We start from the raw sequence: 15554 nt of genomic DNA, 5'->3' as shown, positions 1-15554 counted from the left end.
AGCGCTGTGTACCTCTGATTTCCTCTGATAAACCTTGTGTAACAATACATCACTTCCGCAAAAGACGTTGCTCCAGCGCCTGCCGGTAGCTGGCGGCCAGCGGGATGGTGACGTGGCCTACCGTTACCTGGTGTCGTTCCAGTTTGCGGATGGCTTTCAGCGCCACGACATACGATTTGTGGACCCGGATAAACTGGTCACCGGGCAGCATTTCGATCATTTCCGACAACGTCATGCGGGTTGATACCTGCCGGTTTTCTTCATGAATGAAGAGCAGGTTTGTGTCTGAATGGATGTAGAGAACTTCGTTCAGATTCACCCGCACCCAGTCGTAGCCATCTTTCACAAAAATGCTCGACGGCTCCCCGCGTTGCAGCAGATACTGCGTGTAGGCGCGGTTGCAACTCTGCAAAAACCGGCCGAAGGCGATGGGTTTCAGCAAATAATCGAGGGCATTCAGGGCAAATCCTTCCAGGGCATAGTCGGCGTAGGCGGTCGTAAAAACAATCGATTTATTGAGCGGAGCGATCAGTTGTGCAAAATCCGTCCCGCTCAGATCCGGCATTCGAATATCCAGAAAAATCAAATCAACCCGTTGGGTGTGCAGGAAATTCAGCGCATCGGTCGTATTCAGAAAAGGTTGAACCAACTCCAGAAACGGCACTTTTTCGGCATACCGGCTCAAGACCTCCAGGGCTGCGGGTTCGTCATCGATGGCAATGGCTCGGAGCATAGGTGATTATAAATCAATGCGTAAGGTAACGACAAATGCCTGATCGGTTTGCGAAATCTGCAACTCATGCCGGTTGGGATAGAGCAGTGCCAGACGCTTGCGGGCGTTGGCAATGCCGGTTCCGGAGCCGGTTTTCGTACCGGCTCCGGAACCGATTGTATTGACAACGCGCAACTGGAGCTGTCGGTTTTCGACCGTCACGTCCAGTTCCAGCTTCGCCGGGTGAATGAGACTGACGCCATACTGAAACATGTTTTCGACAAACGGAATCAGCAACAGGGGCGGCAGTTGGGCGGGTTGTCCGTCCCACTCCAGCCGGGTGTGCAGATGCAACGTGTCCAGGTGCGGTAACCGGGCGCGTTGCAGGGCCAGGTATTTTTCCAGAAACTGAAACTCCTGTTCGATGGAAATCGTAGGGCGCGTCGAATCCTGCAAGGTAAACCGCAGAATGCCGGACAACTGTTCAATCAGATCAGCCACCGATTCGTTTTCCGACTGCTGCGCTTCGTTGTAGATAGTATTCAGCGCATTGAACAAAAAATGGGGATTAATCTGGGCTTTTAAAGCTGTTAACTCAGCTTCCGTTTTTTGCTGGATCAACTGCTGCTGTTGCCGCCGGGTTTGCAGTGCATCGGCGATAAAACCGTAAAGGATCATAAAGCCCGCCAGCAGCACAGTAACCAGAATGTTCTCGTCCACAAAAGCGGGTTCCTGATCCGTGCGAATCTGTAACCCTTCGAAGAGCACCCACGCAAAAAGACACAACCAGCTCCAGTAATACGGCCGGGTGGTGTCCTGATGCATCCACCGCCGGAAAGCCAGTCGGTAATTCAGGTAGGCCAGTACCCCAATACAGAACAAGAGAAAAAGCAGGCCCAGCAGATACCGCGCCAGGCTCCCCAGATCGGGGAGCGCCTGGTCCCGTTGGGGCCAGACAACCTGATAGAGCCGCCATCCCCAGTAGGTAAGCAGGGCCAGCAGGGAAACCGCCAGCGGCAGGGATGACCGGAGAAACACAAAACGTCGGTTCATGAACGGGTGACCTTAATCGGGTTGCCGGACTGGCCGGGCGGTTTCGGGTTTCATCCGGCGAAGTTCCTGCCGGGCCTGTTGCGGATCGACCGGCGCCATCAGCATCATGGAACTTAGGAAATCGACCTCCACAACCGCCTTGATGTAATACGTTTGACCCGCCTGCACCCGTACCCAAAGGGGGCGGCTATCGGTAAAATAATCACTAACGAACTCAATTTTAATCCGACCCGGCGTTACCGGAAGTTGAACATACCGATTGGGCGACAGTTCGCCGGCTTTTTGATCGTTTATTTTGAAGGCATACGCTTTACCCAATCCTGAAATAAACTCTTTTTCGCGGTATAAAATCACCTGCGCCGGTTCGGGCTGGTTCGGGTGCTGGTTGTCATTTGCCATAAAAACCGACAGGAGCAAACTGAACAGAAGCGTTTTCATGGCTTATGGCGCGCCCTATAGTTGCGGGCAATGTAGAGCCCAACCTGAAAATAGAACTGACCCAGGCGTTCCTGCGGGGCATCCACGAGTTGATAAGCCTCAGAATGCCAGGGGGTACGTTGAAAACTGCGCCGGTAACCGACCCGGCTAACCCATTGAAACGTATTAGGCCGCTTTTCACGTTGCGCAACCTCCACATTCACATCCCAGAAACCGGTGGTCTGTTTTAAAGAAGGTACACTTGCGGGTGGCGTATATTGGAGTATATTCTGAAACGAAACCACCTGACTGCTGGGTCGAAACAAGCTGTATTCGTAGTTAATACTGCCCAAACCGGCGTTGATAAAGACCCGTTTGTTGCGCGTATTGGCCACATCGTATCCCAGTAGGAATGTCAAACCGCTGACACTCTGGCTCCGGGCAAACAGGGATGTGCCTTTTTTATCGGGCGGTAGTAAGCTTTTGTCAATCCCAAAAAACGCTTGCAGTGTCATTTTAAAACGTTGTCGCCGATAGGCAAAAGCTGCCAGCGCCATCCGATCCAGCGACTTGTCTACTTTAACCTGATTGTCACGAAAATACCGCTGCATAGCAGGCAGATGAGTTACCGCATACGCAAACCCGGGTTCCATGATCAAGCTGGATCTGAAATTGCTTTTGGCGGGAATGACGGGGGCGGCCGTGGAATCGTCGGATTGTCCCCAAACCGGAGAAGCGGCCAGAAGTGCGATTAAAAAAGTGAGTTTCATAGGTGGTTGCCTGAAATATTGTACTTCAAAAAAACCGGCAGAAAATTCCGTTTCCAAACGGGTGTGGGTAATGCCGCAAAGTTTGTGGTCAAACCGCTCAACTATGTGTTCATGATCCGGTAAACGTTACTTTAACATTCCCTTTACACCGAACGATTCGTCGGTAAAATTGAAATGATTAAGTTTGTCCGCTTACGATTCGACTATTCTTTTTCCCTTATGAAACGGTTTTACGTACTCGCCTGCCTGTTCGTTTTCGGAAATGTCCTGATCAGCTACGGTCAGACGGTGGGACAGCCGCTGCCAGTCTGGCAGGAAGGCTATCTGGACATTCACCAGATCAATACCGGTCGCGGCAATTCGGCGTTTTTGATCCTGCCCGATGGCACCACGGCCCTGATCGACGCCGGGGAACTGGACCTAACCGACCCGCGAACGACGAGCCCGCGCAACACCCCCGCCAGGCCCAACGGCGACCGCCATGCCGGGGAGTGGATTGCGCGTTATGCCCGCAAAGCCCAAAGTTTTCGTTCCGATCCGGCCATCGACTACGCGATCATGACCCACTTTCACGACGACCACATGGGCGCGCCGTCGTCAGCTTCCAAAAAATCGGCGGGCGGTTATCTGCTCACGGGGGTTACCGAAGTGGGTGAACACATTCCCATCCGAACCCTCATCGACCGGGGCTGGCCGGACTACAACTACCCCCGCTCCTTCGAAAAGGACCCGCTGGTGACGAATTACCGCCAGTTTTTAAGCTGGCAAATGCAGAACAAAGCCCTGAAAGTGGAGCGGTTGCAGCCCGGGCGTAACGATCAGATTCAGTTGTTGAAACAACCCGCAAAATACAGGGACCGGTTCGAAATCCGGAATCTGGCCGTCAACGGTGAGATCTGGACGGGCGTCGGGTCGGTCACACGCCAGCATTTCCCGGAACTGAAATCACTGCCCCCCAATCAGTATCCCAATGAAAACATGTGCAGCATGGCCCTGCGGCTGAGCTACGGCAAATTCGATTATTTTTCGGGGGGCGACATTCCCGGCGTCCTGCAATTCGGTGCGCCGATGTGGCACGATGTCGAAACGCCGGTGGCGCGGTCGGTTGGACCGGTGGAGGTGCAACTGCTCGATCACCACGGCAACCGCGATTCGCAGAACGGTTTTCTGCTCGGCAGCCTGAGCCCCCGCGTGCTGGTGATTCCGGTCTGGTCGTCCGACCATCCGGGGCATGATGTGCTGGCGCGGATTTACTCGCAACAGGTCTACGCCGGCGACCGCGACGTGTTTGCCACCGACATGCTGGAAGCCAACAAACTGGTGATTGGTGAGATGCTAAACCGCCTGAAAAGCGATTCCGGGCATGTGCTGGTGCGGGTCGATCCGGGCGGAGACACGTATCGCGTCATCATTCTGGAAGATACCGACGAGTCGTTCCGGGTGAAAGCCATTCACGGCCCGTATCAGTCGCGGTAATTTTTACAACAAAAAAAAACGTCAAAAGGAAATTTCTTGGGTCAAATACGTCGCCTGGTTGTCGCCGTTGATCCTAACCGTCGCCGTTTTTCTGGCCCAGTCGATGGAAAACAAGCCGTAGTTCAGGTCGAAAACCACCTTGCCAACCCGCAGCGCATTCGGCTCTTCACGGGGTTTTGAGGTGTGCGTCAGGCCACTGCTGGTAATGTCGTACAGATCGTAGCCTAGTCCCGGAACCGTGATTTTCGACACTTCGGCGATGTGCCGGTCACCACTGATCAGCATGGCCCCTTTCGGCTTCGTTTTGCTTAACAGATCGAAAAACCGCTGACGGGCGGTGGGGTAGTTCCCCCATTTTTCGTAGATGTGTTCGTTGGCCAGAAACTGAATCCCGCATCCAATGATATGGACATCGGCGTCTGAGTGGGTCAGTTGCTGCTCCAGCCACTGCCATTGCGCTTCGCCCAGAATATCCCCGGATGGATCAGGCGTATTGACTTTGTTGACTTTTTTCAACGGATCACGGAAATACCGGCCATCGAGCAGAATTACCTTCACCCGCTGACCTTTCGGCCCGTAGACGTGCGAGGAGTAAGCCCCTTCCTGCTTGCGCAGGGGGCTGCTGGCGGGTACGTCCAGAAAATCCAGCATCAACTGCTGGCTTTCCTTCCGGCGCGGATACTCCTTGCCGCCATCGTTAACGCCGTAATCATGATCGTCCCAAACGCCAATGATTTTGGTGGACTGTCGCAACTGCCCGTAAACCGGGTTGGATTTCTGCAGGTCGTATTTGGCTTTCAGCGTATCCAGGTTTTCCGAATCCCCGTAGATGTTGTCGCCCAGCCAGATCCAGACGTCCGGTTTTTGGGCCACAATATCATCCCAAAGCGGTTGGGGCCGTTTCTGATGACTGCACGAACCGAAGGCAATTCGGGTGACGGGTTGCTGACTGGACGAAGCCGCCGTTTCGGTTTTCGGGGTGCGGCATCCCGCCCAGACCAGCAGGCCAAGTAGAACTAGTTTTTTCATAGAGGAGGGTTGCGTCGATAATTCCTGTAAATGTAAAAAAGTTGATTCGTTTCCGAATCAACTTTACCATTTGTTAACAGAAGAAAAGGAGCTGATCACTTCCCGGTTTGCGACGTAAACGTACTCTCAAAAATCTTATCGGCATTACCGGCTTCAAAACCGTCGCGCCGGTGTTCGCGCCGGATCTGGTCGGCGGGCAAATGCTGGAATTCGGGCAACACCCGGCGTTCAGCAAATTCGACGTAGGAGCCGGCAATGCGGTGGGTCTTGCCGTCGGCAAAGTCCGCATCGATCATCTGGGCAACGGTCGACGCCTGTAGCAGTCCTTCGTCCGGGCTGGTTTTGATCGTACCGCCCGCCGTGTTGAGTTTAATTCCGCGCCGTTCCAGAAAAGCGACAAAGTCCTGAATGGTGTTGTAACCCGGTTTCAGGTTGTGCACACTGATCGTGAAGTGGTTGAGGTAATAGCGGTTATAAATCACCCAGGCGGCATATTCGCTTTCGTTCAGCAACGTCCGGTAGTCGTCAAGCGAGGGAATCTGCCAGAGCGGCTGGTGCAAAAACTGATCGACGGCCCGGGCATCGTCCAGATCCAGCGCATCGACCGGGTCAAAAACGACGGTATCCGTATACTTGTAAATGACATGCTGAGCGGCATCGGACAAATCCCGCACCCGCAGCTCGCTCACGAAAATGCGCGGATAATGCGGTTTTGGCGGACTGTACCAATAGGCGTTCAGTTTCTTTTCCTTAAAGTCATACGGTTCGCGTTTTCCGTAGCCATAGTGCAGAAAGATCTTTTCGAACGACTGGATTCCAAGGCTCGGCACACCCATCGTCCGGAACGCAATGTGATCATTTTCAATGTCATCGACAGCCTGAATCACGTTTTCATCAATGAGCGCATCGACGATTTTCAACACGTCGGGAACGCGTTCCCGATACCGGCTCATCAGCCCGTCGAGGACGGTGTCGAGGGTTTTCAGTCTTTCGGATGGAGTGGTCATGTTGTAATCGGTTTCTTTCAAGTAAAGATACCAATTTTGTCATTCCACCACCACCTCATCCACGCTAACCGCCGTCGGCAACCCTTCCCTCGGTAAACCCGCCGGAGCTGCCCCTGCATTTTTGGCTTTGATGCGCACATACCGCGCCCGGGCGGTTTTGAAATCGGCCACCACCGGCAACATGCCCCACGATCCTTCAAGCGGATATTTGACCGGCTGGCTGATCGCATCCTTGTAGGTTGTGCCGTCCTGCGACAAACCGATTTCGACAGCAGAAGGTGGAAAATCGTTGTACGAAATGCGCTTCAAAAAGTTGGCCGACACTTTGGTGACGGGCCGCACCTCGCCGAGATCGATCGTCACCTCCAGATCTTCGCCGGTTACGCTGACCCATTCCGACTTGTTGCGGGGACTTTGGGCCACCTGCCCATCGGTCAGTTTTTTCTTCGTCGGGTCGGCTTTTTCGGCAGCGGTATTGGCGTAGGTATACGGTTTCCCTTTCGCCCGGTGAATGTAAAATGTTTCCTCAAAGCGGGCTCCGGCGGTTGTCACGGCTTTGATCGTCGTCGTTTTTTTCAGCGCAATCGGCATCGTGTATTCGGTCGAGGTCGTGGACGGTTGTTTGCCGTTGGTCGTGTAGTAAATCTTGCTGTCGGAATCGAGTTTTTCCAGCCGAACCTGCAACTGGTCGGCATCGGTAAACTGCGTCACGGCCCGCACATCGAGCAGTCGTTTGGAATAGTTTACGTTCAGGTACGAAAGCCGCTTGAGGTGTTCTTTCAGGCGCATCGCAAAATCCTCAAAATTGCGCGGCCCCTTTGGCATCCAGCCGATTTCGGCCAGCGCCGACGCACGCGGAAAAACCATGTACTCGACGTGCTGCGTCGTCGGAATGTATTCGGTCCAGACGTTACCCTGCACCCCCAGAATGTATTTTTGCTGGTCGGGCGTCAGTTCGGCGGGCGTCGGCTCGTAGCTGTACACTTTTTCGATGGGCAAATAGCCGCCACCCGCCAGCGGTTCCTGGGCCGGGTTGCCCTGGTACTGATCCAGATAGCAGAATTCGCCGGGCGTCATCACCACATTGTGTTTCTGTCTGGCGGCTTCAATCCCGCCTTCGGTGCCGCGCCAGCTCATCACCGTCGCATTCGGTGCCAAACCACCTTCCAGAATTTCATCCCAGCCGATGATGGCCCGGCCTTTCGAATTCACAAACTTTTCGATGCGCTGAATGAAGTAACTCTGCAACTCGTGTTCGTCTTTGAGCTTCAGTTTTTTAATCAGGTCCTGACAGAATGCACTGGCCTTCCAGGCGTCTTTCGGGCATTCGTCCCCGCCGATGTGGATGTATTTGCCGGGAAACAACGCCATCACTTCCGTCAACACATGCTGCAAAAACGCGAACGTTGGCTCGTTGGGGCAGTAGACGTCTTTGAAAATACCCCAGCGCGTCGCCACTTCGTATTTTTTGGCCGCATCGCACGAAAATTCGGGATACGAAGCCAGAGCCGCCAGCGCGTGGCCCGGCATTTCAATTTCGGGAACAATCGTCACGTGCCGGGCGGCCGCATACCGAACCACATCCTTGATCTGTTCCTGCGTATAAAAACCGCCGTACTCTTTTCCATCGTACTGAAATGGGTAGTTGGCGGCATTGTGACCCACCACGGTTTCCTTGCGTTTGGAACCAATTTGCGTCAGTTTGGGGTATTTTTTAATTTCGATCCGCCAGCCCTGGTCGTCGGTCAAATGCCAGTGGAAGGTGTTGAGTTTGTGCATCGCCATCAGGTCGATAAACCGCTTGACAAACGACACCGGCATGAAATGGCGACTAACATCGAGCATCAGCCCCCGGTAGCCGTAGCGGGGCCGGTCAAGTAGCTGGCAGGCCGGAATGGTCCAGGCCACGTTGTCGACTTTCGTGGGGCTGAAAACCGCCGTCGGCAAGAGCTGAAGCAAAGTTTGAACGGCGTAGAAATACCCTTTGGGCGTTTCGGCTTCCACCACAATCCGTTCCGGTTTTACATTCAGAACATAGCCTTCCGGGCCACAGCGACTGGCTTTGTGCGCCTGAAAAACGATGTGTTTCCCTTTGGCCAGCGCGGGTGTTGCCGACGCCACCGTAACTGGAAAACCGCTGGCGAGTTTCAGTTGGCCGGCCAGCGTTTGGGCGGCTGCCCGCTGCCCTGCGTCTTTGGCGGCAATGACGATGCGCGTAGCGGCCGAAACCGTAAAGTGACCGTCGCTGCCCGCAAACTGGGCCGGAAAAGGAAGCAGGTTGTAAGCGTTGTCGGATTGGGCAATCAGGGAAAACGATAGCGTAAGACAGACCAGGAAGGCAACAAGGTGTTTCATGAAGAACGGACGGTGGTTGGCAAAAATCAAAGGTAGGCAAAAAGGGATTTCTCCCTTCCAGATTCATAGCGAACGGCTCAAACGGGTTCCTGAAGCGTCAGTGGCAGTCGAATCACAACCTGCGTTCCGGCCGGTTCGCCGTCGTCATTCCGTTTGTCGATGATTTTTGCTCCCGCTTCTTTTCCGCTGCGCTGCTGAATCAGTTGCAGCCGTTCCTCCGTCACTTTCAGACCAACACTCTGGTGCGACGAAGCCGCGTGGCTTTTGAGGGATGCGGCTTTTTGCCGCCCCACCCCATCATCGTCCACCATGCACTCCAGGTGTTCACCGACGGGTTTGATGCAAACCCGGATGGAGCCCCGGCTTTTTTTGTGGGCCATGCCGTGCAGAATCGCGTTTTCGATATAAGGCTGAATAATCATCGGCGGAATGGAGACCCGCTCCTGGTCCAGCGACGGATCGGTTTCAATCGAAAAGTCGAACTTGTGGCCAAACCGCAGTTGTTCCAGTTCCAGATACAACTGAAGCTGTTCGGTTTCGCTGGCCAGTGTTACCCACTCCTGCCGCGAATTGCCCAGAATCAGCCGCATCAGCCGGGCAAATTTGACCAGATACTTATCCGCGTTGTCACTGTCGTTTTGGAGCACAAAAAGTCGGACGGCATTCAGCGAATTGTACAGGAAGTGGGGGTTCATCTGCGACCGCAGCGCCTTCATTTCCGAGGTGGCAATCCGTTCCCGCAACTCGCTTTTCTCCTGTTGCTCCTTTGCCACCCGGCGGTTGCGCCACTGGGCAATGAAAACCACGAGGGCAATGAGCGCACCGATGGCCGAAAGCCGGAACCACCAGGTTTCCCAGAAGGGCGTCCGGATCGTCACCCGCAGCCGGTAGCCTTCCCGGTTCCAGATGCCATCGTTGTTGGCCGCAATAACGTGCAGCACGTAGTCGCCGGACGGCACATTGGTGTAGCTGGCAAACGGGCGGTTTCCGGTCTGGTTCCAGCGTTCCTCGAAGTCTTCGAGCCGGTAGGCATACCGGTTGGCACCGGGATTGTCGAAGTTCAGGGCCGCGATTTCAAAGTTGAACTGGTTTTGGTCATAATCGAGAACGATGTCCGGCGGGTTGGCCGAAACGTTCCGCAAATACTCCCGTCCGTTGACTTTGAAGGAGGTCAGATACACCGGCGGAACAAAACGGTTGATCCGAACCCGGCCGGGCTGAATGTAGACCAGCCCCCGCATGGCCCCAAAATAGAGCCGCCCTTTCAAATCGCGCTCGCTCGACCCCGACTCAAATTCGGTCATCGGCAAGCCGTCGGCTTCATCGAAGGGAATAAAACGAAGCTGGCGAATATCGGTGACGGCAACCCCGTTGGACGTGCTGATCCAGAGCGTATCACCCGTCAGTCGCAAAGCGGCAATGTCGCTGTTGGGCAGGCCGTGCCGGGTCGTAAAAACATCGAAGCGTTTGGTTTGTTCGTCGAGCCGGGCCAGGCCATTGTCCGTACTCATCCACAATTTGCCGGTTTCATCCTCGGCAAAGTCCGTTACACCATCGTCGGGTAAGCTGTGCGGATCGTTTTGATCATGCACATATTCATCCAGCAGTTGGAGATCCGGGCTGATTTTATAAACCGGCCCAAACCCTCCTACCCAGAGATTGTTGAAGCGGTCGATATAGAGCGTATTGTAGTTTTTGCCGGGTAATTTCCGGATTCGTTCGTCGTTGAACCGGTTGAGGAACGTGCGGGTTCGGGGGTCGTAAATGGTCAATTTTTCGTTTGTCCCGATGAAAATCCGCCCATCCGGAGCCTGTGCGCTGTAAAACACCTGACTACCGGCCACAAAATCGCGTCGGTTCGGATCGAAAGGCGGGTAATTGGCCAGGTTGTCGGCAGTGGGCAAACAACGAATTTGCTCGAACTGGTGCGTGGCCGTATCCAGCCGACTCAAACCGGTAAAATGACCCACCCAGATTTTCCCGTCCCGATCGGCCAACACATTGTAGGTCAGATTATTTCCGATGCTGGTCGGATTTTTCGGGTCATGCTTGTAAATCCGGTAGGACTGTTTCTGCGGATCGATCATGACCAGCCCATCGCGCGAGGCAACCCAAAGCCGGTCGCTCCGGTCGAACGATAGCGACGTGGCGTCCAGGCCCAGGGATGATGCCGGACTGTAACCCACATCGTCGTAGAGCGAGCGGAACTTATCAATTTTCGGGTTGAACCAACTCAGTCCGGCATCATCGGAACCCACCCAGATAATCCCGGATCGGTCTTCGAACAACACGCGCAGGGAATTGGAAACCAGGCTTCGGGGGTTATTTTCGTCATTCTTGTACCCCAGAAAGCGGTTTTTGGAGGCATCGTACCGGTATAACCCTTCACCGGCGACCGCAGCCCACAGATTGCCTTCCTGGGTAATCAATAACGATGCGATGCTCTGGCTGGCCCCGATTGGCAGGGATCGAAACTGGCCCGTAGCCGGATTCAGGATGGCAATCTGCCCCTTGCGGGTTCCAACATACAAGGCTCCCGAACGGGGGTGCCGGGTGATTGAAGCAATATGATCATCGGGCAGCGAGGTGGCCACGGATGCGTCATGACGAAACCGGCGGAATTGTTGCGTAGCCGGGCTGTAGGCGTAAAGACCGGCTTGCGTGCCGATCCAGATTGTTGGGCCATCGAGTACCAACTGCCGGATAAAGTTTGCGGTTGGTCGTTCGGTAGAGTCGGACGGCATGGTCAGCAACCGGGATTTTCCGGTTGCCGGGTCAAATGTCACCACCCCACCGCTGGTGCCAAACCACAGCAGGCCGTTGGCCGTTTGAACGGCGGTCCGAATCAGGTTGCAGCCCTCGCCCAATGATTTGAACGAATACCGCCGGAACGACTGGGTCTGGGGGTCAAGCCGGGCCAGTCCTTTCTGGGTTCCTACCCAGAGAATACCATCCCGGGCCTTGAACACACAACGGACGGTACGGTGTGGAAGTGACTGCGGATTACCGAATTGAGGACCATAATTGGTGCAGCGTAACCCATCGAACCGCGTCAGACCCCTGACTGTTCCGATCCAGATAAATCCGAGATCATCCTGAGTAATGGCACTGACATAATTCGTGGCCAACCCCTGGCGCAGCGATAGGCGTTGAAACGACAGCGTGGGTGACTGGGCCAGAACCTGCGTAAACAACAACCAGAAGGTTACTAGAAACGCCGGGCGTCGTAGGGTAATCATTGAAAAAAGAAAGGGGTCGTGGGCGAAAACGCTGGTTTGTTGTACCGGTTTTCAAATGACGCAAAAATAATACTAAAATGCATCATTTGAGCCCATTTCCCCACTGGGTACGCTACGCAGCCCGCAACCGGAAAACCGCCCCGTCCATCGACTCATCGACGCGCAACTGGCACGCCAGCCGACTGTCCGAATCCGCATCGGGCAGGGTATCCAGCAGGTCGCCTTCCGCATCGTTCACCGGCGGCAAGCGGTCGGCACCTTCCCGCACGGCTACGTGGCAGGTGGCGCACAAGGCCATGCCCCCGCAGGTGGCCAGAATCGGGTATTCAGAAGCTTTCAGCACTTCCATCAGGCTCAGGCTGATGCCTTCCGGTATTTCGATTGGCTGCTGCCCGCCGTTTTGGTCTTCAATGGTGATGTGGATCATGGTGTAGAAGTGAGCGGATAGACAAGAGAGAAGAGACAAAAAATGCCGTAGTCGCCGGTCTTTACTCTCTTGTCTATCCTCTCCTGTCTAAATATTAAAAAGTTGGTATTCCGTTGACGGTGGTGTATTTAAAACTTAATTTCTGACTGGGATATACGTATTTGAACGCGCTCTGACACATCAAAGCGGCTTCGTGAAAACCGCACAGAATCAGTTTCAGCTTGCCGGGGTACGTATTGATGTCGCCGATGGCATAAATCCGTTCCACGTTGGTGGCATAATCCGTGGTATCGACCTGAATGGCTGATTTGTCGATCTGGAGTCCCCAGTCGGCGATGGGGCCGAGTTTGGGCGTCAGGCCGAAGAGCGGAATCAGGTGGTCGGTGGCACGGGTCGTCACGGTTTTGTCTTTGCCCGTAATGGTGATCTCCTGCAAATGGCCGTTGCCGGAAACGCGGGTGATGTTGGATTGCAGAATCAGGTTGATCCGCCCTTCGCGGGCGAGTTCAAACACTTTTTCGGCCGAATCGGGTGCGCCCCGAAAGCTGTCGCTGCGGTGAATCAGGGTCACTTCTTTGGCGATGTTGGCCAGGAAAACCGTCCAGTCGAGGGCCGAATCGCCCCCGCCCGCCAGCACCACCCGCCGGTCGCGCAACAGCTCCGGGTTCTTGACCATGTACGAAACGCCTTTCCCTTCAAACGCTTCCAGCCCCTCAATTTCGGGTTTACGCGGCTCGAAACAACCCAAACCGCCCGCAATCACCACGACCTGGCAATGTACCACGGTTTGCTCGTTGGTGGTAATGAAAAACGATCCGTCGGCCTGGCGTTCCAGATTTTCCACCCGTTCGCCCAGCGTGAACGTCGGGTGAAACGGATTGATCTGTTCCATCAGGTTATCCACCAGTTCCTGCGCTTTGACGTCGGGAAAGCCGGGAATGTCATAAATCGGTTTCTGGGGGTAGATTTCGGATAACTGGCCGCCCACCTGCGGCAGGGCGTCGATGAGGTGGCACCGCATTTTCAGTAAACCGGCTTCAAAAACAGCGAACAGCCCTACGGGACCCGCGCCAATGATGCAAATGTCTGTCGTGATCATGGTATTTGTTTGTGTTTGCTCATCAGGATGGCAATTCTCGACCAGCTTTCCTGACTTCCGCAGGGCAAAGGTAGTCGCCAAATCTGCGAAAGGTCATAACAAAAGGTATGATAAAACAGAATATGGTATAAGTACAGGGAATAGCCGAAGCCATTTTTCAGCCGATTGAGCGAGTGGTCACGGGGTGGCGTATAAAGTCTCTTTTTTGTCGGAAAATGCGACAGCCGCAATCCGATGAATCCCGCACCTTTGTACCCGTAGTTGAACGCTACTTGCAAAAACAGTAAACAACATCAAATCATGAAAAAACGAATTCCTGCCGCGATTCCATTCGCGAAAAACTCCGCGTGGGTCAACACCGTATTTACCCAGCGCGCCTTTGCCATCCTCCTTTCGGCCACGTTCCTCGTAACCGGTTGTAAAAAAGACGACGTCGATCCAACCCCCGCTCCCTCCAACACGGTGACGGCCAATGCCGGTGCCGATCAGGAAGTGCAGGTGGGCGAAACCGTGAAACTCGATGGCAGTGCCTCCGTCGACACCAAAGGGGCCCCGTTGACCTTTCAGTGGACGATTGCTTCCAAACCCGCCAAAAGTACGGCAGCCATTTCGGCAGCCACCACGGCCAAACCCACCTTCGTCGCCGATGAAGTGGGGGATTATGAACTCGAACTAACGGTTTCGAACGCCAACGGAACCAGCAAGGATAAAGTAAAACTGGCCGCTTCCGTCGCCCAGCCCGTTGCCATCGACAAGAGCATCACCGTTAAAACCGTGCTGACCGACCGCATTGCCAACCCCGATTATCCGGATTATATCGTCACGAAAAGCATCACGGTTTCGCACGAACTGACCATCAACCCCGGGGTCGTGATCGCCTTTGAACGGGATACCCGCATGGACATCAACGACGGCGGTGGCTTGATCATCGCGAAAGGAACGCCGGAGAAAAAAATCCGTTTCATTGGTGCCGAGAAAACCAAAGGCTACTGGGTCGGTATCATGATCTACTCGGGCAGCAACGCCAACGTGTTTGAAAACATTGAAGTGATGCACGCCGGAAGCCGCGCCCTCATCAGCGGAACCAAAGCCGGGATGGCCCTGTTTGGCGGTGGAAAAGCCCAGATCGCACTGAAAAACAGCCTTTTCTCGCAGAACGATGGCTATGGCCTGCTGGTGCAGGAAGGCGGTATCCTGCGCGAATTTGCAACCAACAGCTTTACGAAAAATACCGAAGCCGGGATTGTTCTCGATCCGGCCAACGTCGACAAACTGGATGCGGCCTCGGTGTTCACGGGCGAAAACGGCCGGAATGTGGTTGAAATCAAGGGCTATTACCTGCGGGAAGGCAGCGATATTACCTGGGGCGGTTTTAAAGACAAAACGCCCTACCGTCTGGCCGGTGATTTTGCAGTCGAGTCCGGCTTAACACTGAGCCCCGGTGTGACAATCGAAGCAGCCCGCGATGTGGTCATGATGATCAATAGCAAAGGCTATCTGATTGCCAAAGGAACGGCCACCGAAAAAGTGACCTTCACGGGCGCCGACCGCACTTCCGCGTCCTGGAAAGGCCTGATGATTTACTCGAACAACTCCCGGAATGTGATTGAAAACGCGGAGATCAGCAACGGGGGGAGTCTGGCCATCGTTTCAGGCAAAAAGGCTAATGTAGCTTTGTACGGCGGCAATTTATCGGTCAAAAATACCACGATCGCCAACGGTGGCGGCTACGGAATCTTCGTCAGTTACAGTTCAAAACTCAACGCAGATGCCTCGACCGTCAACACCTTCAAGGCCAATGCACAGGACAATGTTCTGCTTGAAAAATAAATTGTAAGAATTTGAGATTAAGGGTTTAGGGATAATTCAGACAGCCCGGTACTGCTTGTGCCGGGCTGTTTTTTTTGTCACAAGTGAATGTAAAATGATGAATGATAAACGCTAAATGTAAAAGTTGCCGTGCTATTCAC

The 15554-nt window shown here is 54.3% G+C and carries 12 protein-coding genes; 2 read left to right on the top strand and 10 right to left on the bottom strand.

What is annotated here, in order from left to right; translation table 11 throughout:
- Positions 1 to 49 precede the first annotated feature (49 nt).
- The 4 genes from FH871_RS27350 to FH871_RS27335 are packed head-to-tail and all read right to left on the bottom strand — an operon-like array spanning position 50 to position 2952.
- Positions 50 to 733 carry a LytTR family DNA-binding domain-containing protein gene (locus FH871_RS27350; protein ID WP_138994593.1) on the bottom strand — a complete coding sequence of 228 codons (684 nt, stop codon included), beginning with the start codon at positions 731 to 733 and terminating at the stop codon, positions 50 to 52.
- Positions 734 to 739: 6 nt separating this feature from the next.
- Positions 740 to 1765: a sensor histidine kinase gene (locus FH871_RS27345; RefSeq protein ID WP_138994592.1), complete on the bottom strand. Its 1026-nt coding sequence runs from the start codon at positions 1763 to 1765 to the stop codon at positions 740 to 742.
- A 12-nt stretch (positions 1766 to 1777) separates the two neighbouring features.
- Complete coding sequence (locus FH871_RS27340; RefSeq protein WP_138994591.1) at positions 1778 to 2203, bottom strand: DUF2846 domain-containing protein; 426 nt, start codon at positions 2201 to 2203, stop codon at positions 1778 to 1780.
- Positions 2200 to 2952: a hypothetical protein gene (locus FH871_RS27335; RefSeq protein WP_138994590.1), complete on the bottom strand. Its 753-nt coding sequence runs from the start codon at positions 2950 to 2952 to the stop codon at positions 2200 to 2202. Before FH871_RS27335 ends, FH871_RS27340 begins: the two co-directional genes overlap by 4 nt.
- Positions 2953 to 3171: 219 nt before the next feature.
- On the opposite strand from FH871_RS27335, the gene FH871_RS27330 reads away from it, so the two are divergent.
- Positions 3172 to 4428, top strand: a complete 1257-nt coding sequence (locus tag FH871_RS27330; RefSeq protein ID WP_229317623.1) for a ComEC/Rec2 family competence protein — start codon at positions 3172 to 3174, stop codon at positions 4426 to 4428.
- A 21-nt stretch (positions 4429 to 4449) separates the two neighbouring features.
- Here the strand turns inward: FH871_RS27330 and FH871_RS27325 are convergent, their stop codons facing one another.
- The 6 genes from FH871_RS27325 to FH871_RS27300 all read right to left on the bottom strand — a co-directional run bounded on the left by FH871_RS27325 (position 4450) and on the right by FH871_RS27300 (position 13584).
- On the bottom strand, positions 4450 to 5457 hold the full coding sequence (locus FH871_RS27325) for an alkaline phosphatase D family protein (protein ID WP_138994589.1): 1008 nt from the start codon (positions 5455 to 5457) through the stop codon (positions 4450 to 4452).
- Positions 5458 to 5552: 95 nt separating this feature from the next.
- The gene (locus FH871_RS27320; protein ID WP_138994588.1) at positions 5553 to 6464 is read right to left on the bottom strand and encodes a DUF1338 domain-containing protein; all 912 of its coding nucleotides are present in this window, start codon (positions 6462 to 6464) and stop codon (positions 5553 to 5555) included.
- 39 nt (positions 6465 to 6503) lie between these two features.
- Entirely contained in the window at positions 6504 to 8819 is a 2316-nt protein-coding gene (locus FH871_RS27315) for a glycoside hydrolase family 20 protein (RefSeq protein WP_138994587.1), read from the bottom strand.
- 77 nt (positions 8820 to 8896) lie between these two features.
- Positions 8897 to 12058, bottom strand: coding sequence for a sensor histidine kinase (locus FH871_RS27310; protein ID WP_138994586.1), 3162 nt, complete (start codon positions 12056 to 12058; stop codon positions 8897 to 8899).
- A 112-nt stretch (positions 12059 to 12170) separates the two neighbouring features.
- Positions 12171 to 12485, bottom strand: a complete 315-nt coding sequence (locus tag FH871_RS27305; protein ID WP_138994585.1) for a 2Fe-2S iron-sulfur cluster-binding protein — start codon at positions 12483 to 12485, stop codon at positions 12171 to 12173.
- Positions 12486 to 12579: 94 nt separating this feature from the next.
- Positions 12580 to 13584 carry an NAD(P)/FAD-dependent oxidoreductase gene (locus FH871_RS27300; protein ID WP_138994584.1) on the bottom strand — a complete coding sequence of 335 codons (1005 nt, stop codon included), beginning with the start codon at positions 13582 to 13584 and terminating at the stop codon, positions 12580 to 12582.
- A gap of 300 nt (positions 13585 to 13884) precedes the next feature.
- Between FH871_RS27300 and FH871_RS27295 the strand changes: the two genes are divergently transcribed.
- A complete protein-coding gene (locus tag FH871_RS27295) occupies positions 13885 to 15414 on the top strand; it encodes a right-handed parallel beta-helix repeat-containing protein (RefSeq protein WP_229317621.1) in 1530 nt (509 codons plus the stop codon).
- Positions 15415 to 15554: the final 140 nt, after the last annotated feature.

This window comes from Larkinella sp. C7, from assembly GCF_006149005.1.
GTDB lineage: Bacteria > Bacteroidota > Bacteroidia > Cytophagales > Spirosomataceae > Larkinella.
The sequence above is the reverse complement of the archived record's forward strand: the minus strand, read 5'-3'. Positions and strand labels throughout refer to the sequence as shown.

Bases quoted from the DNA above. Each gene is read 5' to 3' on its own strand.
- FH871_RS27350 (WP_138994593.1), bottom strand. From the start codon at position 733: ATGCTCCGAGCCATTGCCATCGATGACGAACCCGCAGCCCTGGAGGTC.
- FH871_RS27345 (WP_138994592.1), bottom strand. From the start codon at position 1,765: ATGAACCGACGTTTTGTGTTTCTCCGGTCATCCCTGCCGCTGGCGGTT.
- FH871_RS27340 (WP_138994591.1), bottom strand. From the start codon at position 2,203: ATGAAAACGCTTCTGTTCAGTTTGCTCCTGTCGGTTTTTATGGCAAAT.
- FH871_RS27335 (WP_138994590.1), bottom strand. From the start codon at position 2,952: ATGAAACTCACTTTTTTAATCGCACTTCTGGCCGCTTCTCCGGTTTGG.
- FH871_RS27330 (WP_229317623.1), top strand. From the start codon at position 3,172: ATGAAACGGTTTTACGTACTCGCCTGCCTGTTCGTTTTCGGAAATGTC.
- FH871_RS27325 (WP_138994589.1), bottom strand. From the start codon at position 5,457: ATGAAAAAACTAGTTCTACTTGGCCTGCTGGTCTGGGCGGGATGCCGC.
- FH871_RS27320 (WP_138994588.1), bottom strand. From the start codon at position 6,464: ATGACCACTCCATCCGAAAGACTGAAAACCCTCGACACCGTCCTCGAC.
- FH871_RS27315 (WP_138994587.1), bottom strand. From the start codon at position 8,819: ATGAAACACCTTGTTGCCTTCCTGGTCTGTCTTACGCTATCGTTTTCC.
- FH871_RS27310 (WP_138994586.1), bottom strand. From the start codon at position 12,058: ATGATTACCCTACGACGCCCGGCGTTTCTAGTAACCTTCTGGTTGTTG.
- FH871_RS27305 (WP_138994585.1), bottom strand. From the start codon at position 12,485: ATGATCCACATCACCATTGAAGACCAAAACGGCGGGCAGCAGCCAATC.
- FH871_RS27300 (WP_138994584.1), bottom strand. From the start codon at position 13,584: ATGATCACGACAGACATTTGCATCATTGGCGCGGGTCCCGTAGGGCTG.
- FH871_RS27295 (WP_229317621.1), top strand. From the start codon at position 13,885: ATGAAAAAACGAATTCCTGCCGCGATTCCATTCGCGAAAAACTCCGCG.